This is a genomic window from Kitasatospora sp. NPDC001660, from assembly GCF_053596725.1.
The window spans coordinates 20,234-34,130 of sequence record NZ_JBSFGU010000055.1; the positions used below are offsets into that span (position 1 = coordinate 20,234).

Annotated in this window: 13 protein-coding genes; 12 read left to right on the forward strand and 1 reads right to left on the reverse strand. The window is 73.5% G+C overall.

Annotation, left to right across the window (positions count from 1 at the left end):
- Nucleotides 1-14 precede the first annotated feature (14 nt).
- Nucleotides 15-1,124, forward strand: a complete 1,110-nt coding sequence (locus ACWCXH_RS34450) for a S1C family serine protease (RefSeq protein ID WP_449805478.1) — start codon at nt 15-17, stop codon at nt 1,122-1,124.
- 155 nt (nt 1,125-1,279) lie between these two features.
- Here ACWCXH_RS34450 and ACWCXH_RS34455 read toward each other — a convergent pair whose 3' ends face one another.
- Entirely contained in the window at nt 1,280-2,449 is a 1,170-nt protein-coding gene (locus ACWCXH_RS34455) for a sensor histidine kinase (protein WP_449805479.1), read from the reverse strand.
- 389 nt (nt 2,450-2,838) lie between these two features.
- Between ACWCXH_RS34455 and ACWCXH_RS34460 the strand changes: the two genes are divergently transcribed.
- The 11 genes from ACWCXH_RS34460 (at nt 2,839) to htpX (ending at nt 13,851) form a co-directional block, all read left to right on the forward strand.
- The gene (locus ACWCXH_RS34460; protein ID WP_449805454.1) at nt 2,839-3,255 is read left to right on the forward strand and encodes an NADH-quinone oxidoreductase subunit A; all 417 of its coding nucleotides are present in this window, start codon (nt 2,839-2,841) and stop codon (nt 3,253-3,255) included.
- A complete protein-coding gene (locus tag ACWCXH_RS34465; RefSeq protein WP_449805455.1) occupies nt 3,246-3,893 on the forward strand; it encodes an NADH-quinone oxidoreductase subunit B in 648 nt (215 codons plus the stop codon). The genes ACWCXH_RS34460 and ACWCXH_RS34465 overlap by 10 nt, the downstream gene beginning before the upstream one ends.
- On the forward strand, nt 3,890-4,945 hold the full coding sequence (locus ACWCXH_RS34470; RefSeq protein ID WP_449805456.1) for an NADH-quinone oxidoreductase subunit C: 1,056 nt from the start codon (nt 3,890-3,892) through the stop codon (nt 4,943-4,945). The genes ACWCXH_RS34465 and ACWCXH_RS34470 overlap by 4 nt, the downstream gene beginning before the upstream one ends.
- Nucleotides 4,942-5,901 (forward strand): NADH-quinone oxidoreductase subunit NuoH, encoded by a 960-nt coding sequence (gene nuoH, locus ACWCXH_RS34475; protein WP_449805457.1) that lies wholly within the window; start codon nt 4,942-4,944, stop codon nt 5,899-5,901. Before ACWCXH_RS34470 ends, nuoH begins: the two co-directional genes overlap by 4 nt.
- Nucleotides 5,898-6,452, forward strand: coding sequence for a NuoI/complex I 23 kDa subunit family protein (locus ACWCXH_RS34480; protein WP_449805458.1), 555 nt, complete (start codon nt 5,898-5,900; stop codon nt 6,450-6,452). Before nuoH ends, ACWCXH_RS34480 begins: the two co-directional genes overlap by 4 nt.
- Nucleotides 6,449-7,141: an NADH-quinone oxidoreductase subunit J family protein gene (locus tag ACWCXH_RS34485; protein WP_449805459.1), complete on the forward strand. Its 693-nt coding sequence runs from the start codon at nt 6,449-6,451 to the stop codon at nt 7,139-7,141. The genes ACWCXH_RS34480 and ACWCXH_RS34485 overlap by 4 nt, the downstream gene beginning before the upstream one ends.
- On the forward strand, nt 7,141-7,512 hold the full coding sequence (nuoK, locus tag ACWCXH_RS34490) for an NADH-quinone oxidoreductase subunit NuoK (protein WP_449805460.1): 372 nt from the start codon (nt 7,141-7,143) through the stop codon (nt 7,510-7,512). Before ACWCXH_RS34485 ends, nuoK begins: the two co-directional genes overlap by 1 nt.
- Complete coding sequence (locus tag ACWCXH_RS34495) at nt 7,509-9,548, forward strand: NADH-quinone oxidoreductase subunit 5 family protein (protein WP_449805461.1); 2,040 nt, start codon at nt 7,509-7,511, stop codon at nt 9,546-9,548. Before nuoK ends, ACWCXH_RS34495 begins: the two co-directional genes overlap by 4 nt.
- 56 nt (nt 9,549-9,604) lie before the next feature.
- On the forward strand, nt 9,605-11,209 hold the full coding sequence (locus ACWCXH_RS34500; protein WP_449805462.1) for a complex I subunit 4 family protein: 1,605 nt from the start codon (nt 9,605-9,607) through the stop codon (nt 11,207-11,209).
- 1 nt (nt 11,210) lies between these two features.
- Nucleotides 11,211-12,836: an NADH-quinone oxidoreductase subunit N gene (locus ACWCXH_RS34505; RefSeq protein WP_449805463.1), complete on the forward strand. Its 1,626-nt coding sequence runs from the start codon at nt 11,211-11,213 to the stop codon at nt 12,834-12,836.
- 151 nt (nt 12,837-12,987) lie between these two features.
- On the forward strand, nt 12,988-13,851 hold the full coding sequence (htpX, locus tag ACWCXH_RS34510) for a zinc metalloprotease HtpX (protein WP_449805464.1): 864 nt from the start codon (nt 12,988-12,990) through the stop codon (nt 13,849-13,851).
- Nucleotides 13,852-13,897 lie beyond the last annotated feature (46 nt).

Here is a 13,897-nt window from a genome sequence, read left to right on the forward strand (position 1 = left end):
GCGCCCCCGGCGCGGTGGCCGTCCTGACGGCCACCGCGCTGGCGCTGGCCGGCTGCAGCAGCGGTTCGTCCTCGACCGCCAAGTCCTCCTCCGCCGCCGCCTCCGCCTCTTCCTCCTCCTCGGGATCCGCGTCACCCTCCGTGTCCTCCTCGCCGACCGGCGCGGGCTCCTCGGCCCCGCCCGCGAGCGGGAACCAGCTCCAGGACGCCTACCAGAAGGTGATCGCCGACGTGCTGCCCTCCGTGGTGCAGATCACCACCGGCGACAGCCTCGGTTCCGGGATCGTCTACGACGACAAGGGCGACATCGTCACCAACGCCCACGTGGTCGGCACCGCGACCACCTTCACCGTCACCCTGGCCAACAGCACCAAGTCGCTGGACGCGAGCCTGGTCGGCAGCTACCCCGACGCCGACCTCGCGGTGATCAGGCTGAGCAGCCCGCCGGGCGGCCTCAAGCCCGCCGTCTTCGCGGATTCGAGCAAGGTCCAGCTCGGCCAGATCACGCTGGCCATGGGCAGCCCGCTCGGGCTCTCCAGCAGCGTCACCCAGGGCATCGTCTCGGCCATCGGGCGGACCGTCTCCGAGCCCAGGGCCGTCGGATCGCCGGGCGCCACGATCGGCAACATGGTGCAGACCTCGGCCGCGATCAACCCGGGCAACAGCGGTGGCGCGCTGGTCGACCTGGACAGCCAGGTGATCGGCATCAACACCCTCGCGGCCACCGAGCCGCAGGCGGGCGGCGCCGCCGCGCCCGGCATCGGCTTCGCGATCCCGGCGTCCACCATCACCAGCATCGCCGGCCAGCTGATCAAGCAGGGCAAGGTCACCAACTCCGGCCGGGCCGCGCTCGGGGTCACCGCCCGGACCAGCTTCAACCAGCAGTTCCAACCGGCCGGCGCGGTCATCGTCTCGGTCACCGCGGGCGGCCCGGCCGCCGCGGCGGGGCTCCAGCCCGGGGACGTCATCACCAGGATCGGCGACACCACGGTCGACTCGCTGAACGCCCTGACCACGGCGCTCGCCTCGCTCACCCCGGGCAGCAAGGTCACCGTGGCGTACACCCGGGACGGCAACTCCGAGACCGCCGACGTCACGCTCGGCATGCTGGGGACGACCCCCTGAGGCCCGGCCCCGAAGGCGGGCCGCAGACCCCGGTACGGCCGCCGGTCGGGCCGCACACCGCGCAAGGGTTCCGCGGTCCGGCCGCCGTACCGGAGCGGCGCCGGCGCCCCGCCACTGCCTCGGCGGGGCGCCGGCGCCTTCGCGTGCCCGGGTGCTCAGCGGCGGGCCGTGCGGGTGCGCCAGGGCAGCTCGACGGTGACGGTGGTCGGGCCGCCCTCCGGGCTCTCCACCAGGAACACCCCGTCCACCGCCTGGACCCGCTCGGCCAGCCCGGCCAGGCCGCTGCCCGGGTACGCGGCCGCGCCGCCCCGGCCGTCGTCCTGGACCAGCAGCATCAGCTGGTCGTCGGAGCGCCAGACGTCCACCGAGGCGCTCCGCGCGCCGGAGTGCTTGGACGCGTTGGTCAGCAGCTCGCTGACCGTGAAGTAGGCGATGCCCTCGACCGCCGAGTCCGGGCGCTCGGCCACGCCGTCCGGTCCGCGCAGCTCGACGTTCACCCTGACCCCGCCGGGGACGGTGCAGCGGGCGGCCACCGAGGACAGGGCCGCGTCCAGGCCGCGGTCGGTGAGCACCGCCGGGTGGATGCCGCGGGCCAGGTCGCGCAGTTCCTTCAGGGCCAGCTTCACCTCGCCGTGCGCGTTGTCGACCATCGACGCCGCGGCGGCCATGTCCTGCGGGGTCTCCACCTCGCGCAGCCGCTCCTTGGCCATGCCGAGGTCCATCGCCAGCGCGACCAGCCGGGCCTGGGCGCCGTCGTGCAGGTCGCGCTCGATCCGGCGCAGGTCGGCTGCGGCGGTGTCGACCACCGTGCCGCGGTCCTCCTCCAGCTCGCGCACCCGTTCGGACAGGGCGCCGGGGAACAGCAGTGCCTCGACCAGGATCCGGTCCACCGCGGCCTGGGCCCGGATCACCCACGGCAGCACCGGCCACAGGACGACCACGCTGACCAGGGTGAGGGTGAAGCTCAGGATGCCCCACGGCAGCAGCAGCACGCTGTACAGCGCCGAGCGCCAGTTCAGCAGGTCGGTCAGGTGGGCGATGGCGAAGCCGGTGACGCCCGGGCGGCGCCGGACCACCGGCTCCGGATCGCTGATCCTTGACCCGTACGCCGTCCGCGCCCGGCGGCGGGCCAGGGCGCCGAGACCCCGGCAGCCGGCCAGCCCGGCGGCCAGCACCGGCAGGCCGATCACCGTCACGGACAGCCCGAGGCCCACCGACAGCATGACGGCGGTGAAGACGAACCCGCCGATGCCGAGCGGCAGGTTCAGCAGCAGCTGCCCGGCCTGCCGCCACATCCGGGCGCCGTACAGCGGGGCGCGCTCCATCCGCGCGTCCTGCTCCTTGACGGCGGCCACGGCGCGCCGGGTCAGGGGCTTCATCAGGATCCACCGTCCCTCTCGGTCTAGTGGTCCAAGCTTCCCGAACACCGGGCGGGTGGTGCCATGGGGGTGATACATCTCCTGGGCCGGGGGTTATCCCCACTTCCCCGGGGTGTTCGCGGGCGGTACGGGGTCGTCCACCGGCTGTCGGCGGGTGGCCGTGGGCGTCCATGGGTGTCCATGGTGTCCACGTGGCGTCTTGCGGAGCGGGCAGGGTTCGGGCGGAGCGGAGCCGTCCCCTTAGACTCACGCATTGGCCATGGTTATGACCGTGTAAAGAAAGCGACGTAGAACTGCCTTGAGGGGTGGTTCACGGCCGAGTGGAGGGCGAGGGCATGGAGGGGCAGCAAGCGGCTGCCGTTGCGGCCGACCCGGCGGTCGGCGGCGGCTACTTCGACGCGTACGCCGCGATGGGGCTGCTGGCCGTCATCGGCGTGCTCTTCGTCACCGTCGCGTTCACCGCCAACCGGCTGCTGCGCCCGGTGGTGTACTCGCCGGAGAAGCTCCTGGCCTACGAGTGCGGCGTGGACCCGGTGGGGGAGGACTGGGCGCACACCCAGATCCGCTACTACGTGTACGCCTTCCTGTACGTGATCTTCGCGGTCGACGCGATCTACCTGTTCCCCTGGGCGACCGTCTTCGCCACCGCCGGGTACGGGGCCGGGACGCTGATCGAGATGTTCCTCTTCATCGGCTTCCTCGCGGTCGGGCTGCTCTACGCCTGGAAGAAGGGCGTTCTGGAATGGACGTGACACACAACCACTCGCACGCCGCGTCGGGCGGGCCGGTCCCGCTCGGCCTCCCGGACCCGTCGCGCCCCGGCGCCGTCGAGCGGCGGGGCATCGGCCCGCTGGCCCGGCTCGCGCCGGACCCGGTCAAGGTCGTGCTCAACTGGGGCCGCCGCTACAGCCTCTGGTGCTTCAACTTCGGGCTGGCCTGCTGCGCGATCGAGTTCATCGCCGCGTCCATGGCCAAGCACGACTTCATCCGGATGGGTGTCATTCCCTTCGCGCCCGGCCCCCGGCAGGCCGATCTGATGATCGTCTCGGGGACGGTGACCGACAAGATGGCACCCGCCGTCAAGCGCCTCTACGAGCAGATGCCCGAGCCGAAGTACGTCATCTCCTTCGGCGCCTGCTCCAACTCCGGCGGCCCGTACTGGGACTCCTACTCGGTGACCAAGGGCGTCGACCAGATCATCCCGGTCGACGTCTACGTGCCCGGCTGCCCGCCGCGGCCGGAGGCGCTGCTCCAGGGCATCCTCAAGCTGCAGGAGAAGATCGCCGTCGAGTCGCTGCCCGGCCGCTACGCCGCGCCCGCCTCGGCGCTGCGGCGGCCGCTGGTGGCGGGGCCCTCGGTCGAGCCTTCGAGTGAGGGAGCGGTCTCGTGACCAGCGCGGAGCAGTACGCGGCGTCGGTCGGGCAGTGGGCGACCGGCGCCGAGGCGTACGGGCTGATCACCGTCGACGTGCCCGCCGAGCACTGGATCGAGGCGCTCACCAACGCCCGCGACGGCCTGGGCCTCGGCTTCTTCGACTGGCTGAGCGCCGTCGACGAGCTCGCCGAGGGCTTCTCCGTCGTCGCCCACCTGGCCTCCGCCGAGGGGCACGCGGTGCGCCACCTCGCGCTGCGCACCCGGGTGCCGCGCGACAGGGCCGCGCTGCCGTCCGCGGTGTCGGTGTACGCCGGTGCCGCGTGGCACGAGCGCGAGACCCACGAGATGTTCGGCATCGACTTCCCGGGGCACCCGCACCTCGTCACCCTCCTGCTGCCGGACGGCTTCGAAGGGCACCCGCTGCGCAAGGAGTTCGTGCTCGCGGCCCGGGTCGCCAAGGCCTGGCCGGGCGCCAAGGAGCCGGGCGAGTCCGACCACGGCGACGGGCCGGCGCGGCGGAAGATGCAGCCGGCCGGAGTGCCGGACCCGAACGAGTGGGGACCGCTCAAGGGCACCCTGCCGCCGGTCGCCGAGCGTCCCGCGCGCGGTGCGCGGGCCGCGGGCGCGGCGGCGCGGACGCCGCGGGCCGCCGCCGCAGGGGCTGCCGACGCTGCCGGGCAGGCTCCGGCGGTGCGGGCCGACCGGCCGCGGCGGACGCGGTCGGTGGCGGAGGGATCGGCGAGCCAGGCGGGTGCCGAGGCAGCTGCGGAGGCGGCCGCGGCTCCTGCCGCTGAGGGTGCACCGGCGGTGCGTCCGCGGCGGACGCGGTCGGTGGCGGACGGTTCGGTCAGCCGGCCGGCCGGCACGCCGAAGGCCGACGAGCCGAAGGCCGACGAGCCCGAGACCGAGCGCCCCGCCCCCGCGCGGACGCAGTCGTCGGACGCGCCCTGGCACAACCCGGTGCCCGCGCACGACGAGGAGCCCGCCCAGGCCCCGACGGAGGAACGGGCGAAGAAGCAGGACGACCCGTCGGCCGGCCCGGCCGACCAGGACGGAGACGGCACGTGAACCTGCTCGACACGGTGCTGCGCTGCGTCGCCACGCTCGTCGTCTTCCTCGTCCTCCCGCTGGTCATCGGCCAGACCGAGCACAAGGTCATGGCGCACATGCAGGGCCGGCTCGGCCCGATGTACGCCGGCGGCTTCCACGGCTGGGCGCAGCTCGTCGCCGACGGCGTGAAGTTCGCGCAGAAGGAGGACATCGTCCCCGCCGGGGCGGACCGCCGGATCTTCCAGCTGGCGCCCGCCGTCTCGCTGCTGCCGTACCTCTTCGTGCTGCTGGCGATCCCGGTCGGACCGGGCGGCCTCGTCGGCCAGGCGATCGACGCCGGCCTGTTCTTCGTGCTGGCCGTGATGGGTGTCGGCGTGATCGGCAAGCTGATGGCCGGCTGGGCCTCGGCGAACAAGTTCTCGCTGCTCGGCGGCCTGCGCACGGCCGCCCAGCTGATGTCCTACGAGCTGCCGATGGTGCTGGCGGCGGCCTCGGTGGCGATGGCCGCCGGCACGCTGTCGCTGCCCGGGATCGTGGACTCCTGGCAGTGGTACTGGCTCCCGTGGCAGATCATCGGCGCGTTCGTGTTCTTCACGGCCGGCCTGGCCGAGCTCCAGCGCCCGCCGTTCGACATGCCGGTGGCCGACTCGGAGATCATCTTCGGCGCGTACACCGAGTACACCGGGCTGCGCTTCGCGCTGTTCCTGCTCTCCGAGTACGCGGGCATCCTGGTGGTGTCCGGGCTGACCACCGTGCTCTTCCTGGGCGGCTGGCACGGCCCGATGCCGGACCAGCTCGGCTGGCTCTGGACGGTCCTGAAGACCTTCGCGCTGTCCTTCGTGGTGATCTGGCTGCGGGTGACGTACCCGCGGCTGCGCGAGGACCAGCTGATGCGCTTCGCGTGGACCGTGCTGATCCCGCTCGCCCTCGTCCAGCTCGCCCTCACCGGCATCATCAAGGTGGCGATCTCATGAGTTTTCCCGGGGCCGGCCTCGCCAAGGGCCTGGCGGTGACTCTGCGGACGATGACGAAGAAGAACGTCACCGCGCAGTACCCCGACGTGCAGCCGGTGCTGCCGCCGCGCTCGCGCGGCGTCATCGCACTGCTGGAGGAGAACTGCACGGTGTGCATGCTCTGCGCGCGCGAGTGCCCGGACTGGTGCATCTACATCGACTCCCACAAGGAGACGCTGCCCGCCGCAGACCCGAACGCGCGCGCCCGCACCCGCAACGTGCTGGACCGCTTCGCGATCGACTTCTCGCTCTGCATGTACTGCGGGATCTGCATCGAGGTGTGCCCGTTCGACGCGCTGTTCTGGTCGCCGGAGTTCGAGTACGCCGAGACGGACATCCTGGAGCTGACCCACGAGCGGGAGAGGCTCCGCGAGTGGATGTGGACCGTCCCGGCGCCGCCGGCGCTGGACCCGGCGGCCGAGGAGCCCAAGGAGATCGCCACCGCGCGCAAGGCGGCGGACAAGCTGGCGGCCGCTGCCGCCGCATCCGAGGAGAAGGGGGAGACCGCATGAGCGCTCTTGCCCTGCTCGCGGCGACCGGCCCGCTGGAGCCGGCCGCCCGTTCGTTCCTGTCGCCGACCGGCGTGGAGATCGTCTTCCTGCTGGTCGGCATCGCCGTGCTCGGCTCGGCCGTCGTCGCCGTCACCACCAGGCAGCTGGTGCACGCCGCGCTGTGGCTGGTGGTCGCGCTCGGCGGGCTCGCGATCGAGTTCCTGCTGCTCACCGCCGAGTTCATCGCGTGGGTGCAGGTGCTGATCTACCTCGGCTCGGTGATCGTCCTGGTGCTGTTCGGGCTGATGCTCACCAAGGCGCCGATCGGGCGCTCGCCGGACGCCGACTCGAAGAACCGCTGGGTCGCCCTGGTGGTCGCGCTGGCCGCGGCCGGGACGCTCGTGACGCTCGTCGTCGACGCCTTCCGCACCTCCTGGATCGACCTCGGCGCGGGCGGCGGTTCGGCCGCCGTCACCGGGGCGAGCCTGTTCCGCACGTGGGTGCTGCCCTTCGAGGCGCTGTCCGTGCTGCTGCTGGCGGCGCTCGTCGGCGCGATCGTGCTGTCGCGCGGGTCGCAGCGGCGGGTGCCGGCACCGCGGGCCGGCCGACTGCGCGCCGGGCGGCCGGTCGGGTCGAACGGGACCGTCGCCGCGACCGCGCCGCGCACCGCTGCGGAGGCTGCCGCCCCGCCCGTGACGGAGGAGAGCTGATGCACCTCGCCTACCCCGTCGTCCTCGCCGCACTGCTGTTCAGCGTCGGCGTGTACGGCGTGCTCGCCCGGCGCAACGCCATCCTCCTGCTGATCTCCGTCGAGCTGATGCTCAACGCCGTCAACCTGAACCTCGTCGCCTTCGACGCCTGGCTGCGCGACTCGCTGCACGCCGGCCAGGCGCTCACCCTGTTCACCATCACGATCGCCGCCGCCGAGATCGGCCTCGGGCTCGCCATCGTCCTGCTGCTGTTCCGGGCCCGGGGCACCGCGGACATCGACCGGGCCACCGCGCTCGGCGACCCGGCCGAGCCGCTCGCCGAGGAGGCGCCGGCCGGTGCCGAGGCGCTGAAGGGCCAGGCCGCCGCATGAACCTCGCCCTGCCCGTCCTCGTCCCCGCGCTGCCCGCGCTCGGTGCCGCCGCCACCCTGGCCACCGGGAAGAAGGCGCCGGGCCTGGCCCGGCCGCTCGCGGTCGTGCCGGTCGCCGTCTCGGCCGTGCTCGCCCTCGTGGTCGCGCTGCAGCTCGGCACCGGCCAGGCGCTCGACGCCGCCACCCGGCTCACCCCGACCGGCGGCCCGGACATCGCGCTGGCCCTCCACCTGGACGGCTTCAGCTCGCTGATCTCCGTGCTGGTCGGCCTGGTCGCCACGTGCGTCCAGGTCTACTCGACCGCGTACCTGAAGGAGGACCCGCGCTACCCGTCGTACGCGGCGCTGGTCTCGCTCTTCACCGCGGCCATGTTCCTGGTCGTCTACTCGGGTGACCTGATCGTGCTGCTGGTCGGCTGGGAGGTCATGGGCATCTGCTCGTACTTCCTGATCGGCCACCACTGGGAGACCGCGGACGCCCGCTCGGCCTCGCTGAAGGCGTTCCTGGTCACCAAGCTCGGCGACGTGCCGTTCCTGTTCGGGATCTTCCTGCTCGGCGCCGACGCCGGCAGCTTCCGGATCCCGGACGTGCTGACCGCCGCCACCGACGGGAAGCTCGGCCACCCGACGCTGATCGCGCTGCTGCTGCTCGCCGGGGTCGCCGGCAAGAGCGCGCAGTTCCCGCTGCACACCTGGCTCCCGGACGCGATGGCCGGCCCGACGCCGGTCTCCGCGCTGATCCACGCGGCCACCATGGTCGCGGCCGGCATCTACCTCGTCGCCCGGCTGCTGCCGGTGTTCCTGCTCTCGGGCGCGGCGCTCGTCGTGCTCGCCGTCATGGCCGCCGTGACGATGATCGGCTCGGCGCTGTGCGCGCTCGCGCAGGACGACCTCAAGCGGGTGCTCGCCTACTCGACCGTCGGCCAGCTCGGCTACATGGCCGGCGCGCTGGCCGTCGGCGACCGCGAGGCCGCCGTCTTCCACCTGGTCAGCCACGGCGCGTTCAAGGCGCTGCTGTTTCTGGCCGCCGGTGTGGTGATCCACGCCGCGCACACCAACTCGATCTCCGCGATGTCCCGGATCCCCGGGCTGCGCCAGCGGGTGCCGGACGCCTACTGGACGACGGGCATCGGCCTGGTCGCCCTGGTCGGGCTGCCGCCGTTCTCCGGCTTCTTCAGCAAGGAGGCGGTGCTCACCGCCGCCGAGCACGCCGCCAACGGCGAGGCGATGACCAACGGCCTCGGCCCGGCCTCGGCCGTGCCCGCGGCCGCCGGCTGGATCGTCCTGGTCACGGCGGCGCTGACCGCGCTGCTCACCGCCGCGTACGCCACCCGGCTCTTCCTGGTGGCGTTCCACAGCCCGGCCGCGGCCCCGGCGGCAGCCCCGGCGGCCGGCCCGGCCGCCGACCACGAGGCCGACGCGCCGTACTCGCCCGAGCTCGACGAGGCCGACCCGGCCACCGCCGAGCCGCAGGCGATGCGCTGGCCGCTCTGGGTGCTGGCGATCCCGACCATGGGCTTCGGTGTCGCCGGGCTGCGCTCCGACTGGCTGCCCGCCCTGCTCGACGGCGGCTCGCTGCGCCCGTCCGGCGTCACCGCCGTCACCGGTACCGGGCTCGCCGTGATCGGCGTCCTGCTGGCGTACGGCGCCTGGCGCTCCGCCACCGCGCGGCTCGGTGCGGGCCGTCCCGCCCCGGCTCCGGCCGGCCGGGTGCCCGAGCAGGCCGGCGCCCCGGCCGCCGAGGTGATCGTCGCCGACCCCGGGCGCACCCTGCTCGGCCCGCTGTTCGGCCCGGCCCGGCACGGCTTCGGCGTCGACCGGCTCTACAGCGTGCTGTTCGTCCGCCCGGTGGCCGCCGCGGCTCGGCTGGTCCGCTTCCTGGACCGCGAGGTCGTCGAGGGCTACGTGCAGGGCAGTGGGATCGGCGCCAACCTGCTCGGCCGGGCCGTCCGGCTCGCGCAGACCGGCAACGCGCAGACCTACCTCAGCGCGCTGCTCGCCGGCGTCGTCCTGCTGGCCGTCCTGGTGGCGGTGTAGCGGATGCCGTTCCCCGTCCTGTCCCTCCCCCCGACCACCGCACGTAGGAGCCCCCGATGAACGCGGTCCTCATCGCCCTCCTGGTGCTGCCGCTGCTCGGTGCCGCCCTCACCCTGGCGCCGGTGTTCGGCCCGGACGCGGGCGTCGCCGACCGGCGCGCGCTGCGGCTGAACTCCGTCGTCACCGGCGCGGTGTTCCTGCTCAGCGTGGCCCTGGCGGCCGGGTTCGACCGCGGCCGGCCCGACTGGATGCAGGCCACCACCGACGTGTCCTGGATCCCGGCCCTCCACGTGCGCTTCCACCTCGGCGTGGACGGCGTCTCGCTGCCGCTGATCGTGCTCACCGCGCTGCTCACCTTCCTCTGCGCGCTGTACTCGGAGAAGCGCCTGCCGGGCGGTGCGGCCCGGGGCGGAGCCCCTGACGAAGACCGCCCGTCGGCGCGGGCGTTCGTCGGGCTGTTCCTCCTCCTCGAAGTCGGCATGCTCGCCACCTTCGCGGTGCTGGACCTCCTCCTGTTCTTCCTGGCCTTCGAGATCGTGCTGATCCCGATGTACTTCCTGATCGCCCGCTGGGGGAGCGGCGCGAGGGTGCCGGCCGCCAACCGGTTCATCCTGTACACGCTGCTCGGCTCGGCCGTGATGCTGCTCGGCTTCCTGCTGATCGGCACCAGGGCGGGCACCTTCGACATGCAGGCCCTCGCCGCCGCGCACGGCAGCGGCCTGAGCCACACCACCCAGGTGGTCGCCGCGCTCGCGATCATGGTCGGGCTCGCGGTCAAGGCCCCGGCCTGGCCGCTGCACAGCTGGCTGCCCGACGCGCACACCGCCGCCCCGACCGTCGGCTCGGTGCTGCTCGCCGGCGTGCTGCTGAAGATGGGCACGTACGGTCTGGTCCGCGTCCTCCTCCCGGTGGTGCCCGGCGGCACCGCGACGCTCGCCCCCTACCTGGGCGCGTTCGCCGCCGTCGGCATCGTCTACGGCTCGCTGGCCTGTCTCGCGCTGGCCCTCCCGTCGCATTCCGCGCCCTCTGGTTCCGGATCCAAGGGCGACCTCAAGCGCCTGATCGCGTACTCCTCCGTCGGCCACATGGGCTTCGTCCTGCTGGGCATCGCCTCTCTCACCCCGACGGGCGTGAACGGCGCGCTGTTCGCCAACATCGCGCACGGTCTCATCACCGGCCTGCTGTTCTTCCTCGTCGGCGCGCTCAAGGACCGCTACGGCACGGCGGACCTCGACACGCTGTCCGGCCGCACCGGCGCCGCCCTCTACGGCAGGGCACCCCGGATCGGCGCCCTGCTCGCCTTCGCCGCCGTCGCCAGCCTCGGCCTGCCCGGGCTGGCCGGCTTCTGGGGCGAGCTGCTCGCCATGTTCGGCGCGTTCGACCCGGCCGCGGGCCTGTCGCGCCCGGCCTTCGTCACCTACATGGTCCTGGCCGGCCTCGGCACCCTCCTGACCGCCGCGTACCTGCTGATCGTCGTCAAGCGCGTCTGCATGGGCGACCCCGAACAGCCCGCTCCGGTGGCCGAGCTCGCGGACCTGCACCCGTACGAGGCCGTCAGCTGGACGCCGCTGGCCGCCCTCACCCTGCTCGCCGGCCTCTGGCCCGCGCTCCTGCTCGGCCTCTCCGACCCAGCCGTCAAGCACCTCCTCGGAGGTGGCTGACATGCTCGGAGCCCGGCTCGCCGAACTCGGACCTCACTCCACGGGGCAGCACACTGTGACCTCCCTCGCCGTACCCAACGCGGGCAGCCTGATCCAGTCCGTGGACTGGGTGGCGATCGCGCCGCCGCTGATCGCCGCCGTGGCCGCCCTCGCGGTGCTGGTCACCGACCTCTTCCTGCCCGAGCGCCACAAGAAGTGGCTCGGCCGCCTCACCGCGGCGGGACTCGCCCTCGCGCTCATCTCGCTCCTCCCCCTCACCGGGGGATCACCCCGGGCGACGTTCTGTGCGCAGAACGTAGCAGGCGCCACTGACACTCCAGGCATCAGCGGCTCCGCCGCGGGTGGCTGCTCGTACGTCGCGGACCACTTCGCCCTGGTGTTCCAGCTGCTCGCGCTCGGCGGCGCGCTGATCGCGGCGCTGCTGTCCGCGCACACCGTGGAGAGCGAGAAGCTGCCCGGCGGCGAGTACTGGTTCCTGCTGCTCTCCAGCGCCAGTGGTGCCGCCCTGCTGCCCGCCTCCCGCGACCTCGCCACCATGGTGATCGCCCTGGAGGTCGCCTCGCTGCCCGCCTTCGCGCTGGTCGCGCTGCGCCGGGACGGTCGGGGCGCGGAGGCCGCGCTGAAGTTCTTCGTCACCTCCGTCACGGCGACCGCCGTGATGCTGCTCGGCGTCGGCTTCGTCTACGCCGCCAGCGGCAGCCTGCACCTCGGCGCCATCGCCGAGGGCCTGGAGCACGCCCCCGGGCAGCTCAAGCCGCTGGCCGAGGCGGGCGCCGTGCTGACCCTGGTCGGCTTCGCCTTCAAGGTGGCCGCCGTCCCGTTCCACTTCTGGGTGCCCGACACCTACACCGGCGCGCCGCTCCCGGTCGCCGGCTACCTGTCGGTCGTCGGCAAGGCGGCCGGCCTCTCCGGCCTGGCGCTCGCCACCACCGTGGCGTTCCGCCCGTACGCCCACACGTGGGGCCTGGTGCTCGCGGTGCTCGCCGCCGTGACCATGACCGTCGGCAACGTCGGCGCGCTGCGCCAGCGCTTCGACACCCGCTACAGCGCGGTCCGGCTGCTCGCCTGGTCCTCCGTCGGGCAGGCCGGGTACCTGCTGGTGCCGCTGGCCGCCGCCGGCTACGCGCCCACCGCCACCGACCCGCTCGGTGCCACCGCCGCGTACGCGCTGATCTACGGCGTCGTGAACCTCGGCGCGTTCGGCGTGGTGGCGGCGGTCGGCAGCCGGGCCGGGACCAGCGTGGACGACTTCCGGGGCCTGTTCGCGCGGCGCCGCTGGACGGCGCTGGCACTCGCCTTCTTCCTGCTCTGCCTGGCCGGGCTGCCGCCAGGTGTGATCGGCCTGTTCGGCAAGGTCGTGGTGTTCCGCGCGGCCGTCGACGCCGGGCTGGGGTGGCTGGCCGTCGTCATGGCCGTCAACGTGGTCGTCGCGCTGTACTACTACCTGCTCTGGACGGCCCGGCTGTTCGCCCCGGTGGCGGAGGGCGAAGCGGTCCGCGAGGCCGTCGTCGAGCGCCGGCTGCCGCTCAGCCTGACGGCGACGCTGGGGCTCACCGCGTCGGCCGCCGTGGTCCTCTCGGTCGCCCCGCAGCTCGTCCTCCAGGTGGCCGGGGGCAGCCTCTTCTGACCCGCCGGCCGGCGGGCGAACGGTCGGGCACCCGCGGTGGGTGCGGTGTCACCTCTGTCACAAGGGAACAAGGTCCCCGGCCCCGCCCGTTGACCGGGCAAGAGGGACGAGGCAGAAAGGGCTTCCCCACCGCGCCATTGGAGGGCCTGACGTGCACCGCCGGCACAACGGACTGAGGACCGCCGTCCTGCTCGGCGGCCTCTCGGCGCTGATCCTGGTGATCGGCGGCTTCTTCGGCCGCACCGGCCTCGTGATCGCCGTGCTGGTCGCCGTCGGGACCAACGCCTACGCGTACTGGAACAGCGACAGGATCGCGCTGCGGGCCATGCGGGCCCGGCCGGTCAGCGAGATCGAGGCGCCGCAGCTCTACCGGATCGTCCGGGAGCTCTCCACCTCGGCCCGCCAGCCGATGCCCCGGCTCTACATCTCGCCCACCCCCGCCCCCAACGCCTTCGCCACCGGCCGCAACCCGCGCAACGCGGCGGTCTGCTGCACGGACGGCATCCTGCAGCTGCTCGACGAGCGCGAGTTGCGGGGAGTGCTCGGGCACGAGCTGAGCCACGTCTACAACCGGGACATCCTGATCTCGTCGGTCGCCGGGGCGCTGGCCTCGGTCGTGATGTTCCTGGTGAACTTCGCCTGGCTGATCCCGTTCGGACGGGACGAGGACGACGACGGGCCGGGGCTGTTCGGGATGCTGGCGATCATGGTCCTCGGACCGCTGGCGGCCGGGCTGATCCAGCTGGCGGTCAGCCGCTCCCGCGAGTACCAGGCCGACGCGGACGGCGCCCGCATCACGGGGGACCCGCTGGCGCTGGCGAGCGCGCTGCGGAAGCTGGAGGCGGGCACGCGTCAGCTGCCCCTGCCGCCGGAGCCGCAGCTGCAGACGGCGAGCCACATGATGATCGCGAGCCCGTTCCGCCCGGGCGAGGCCGGCGCGAGGCTGTTCTCGACCCACCCGCCGATGGCGGAGCGCATCGCCCGCCTGGAGCGGATGGCGGGGTACCGGCGCTGAGGATTCCGCTGCGCGGGGCCTGGTGATGGCATGGGGCGTCCGCCTT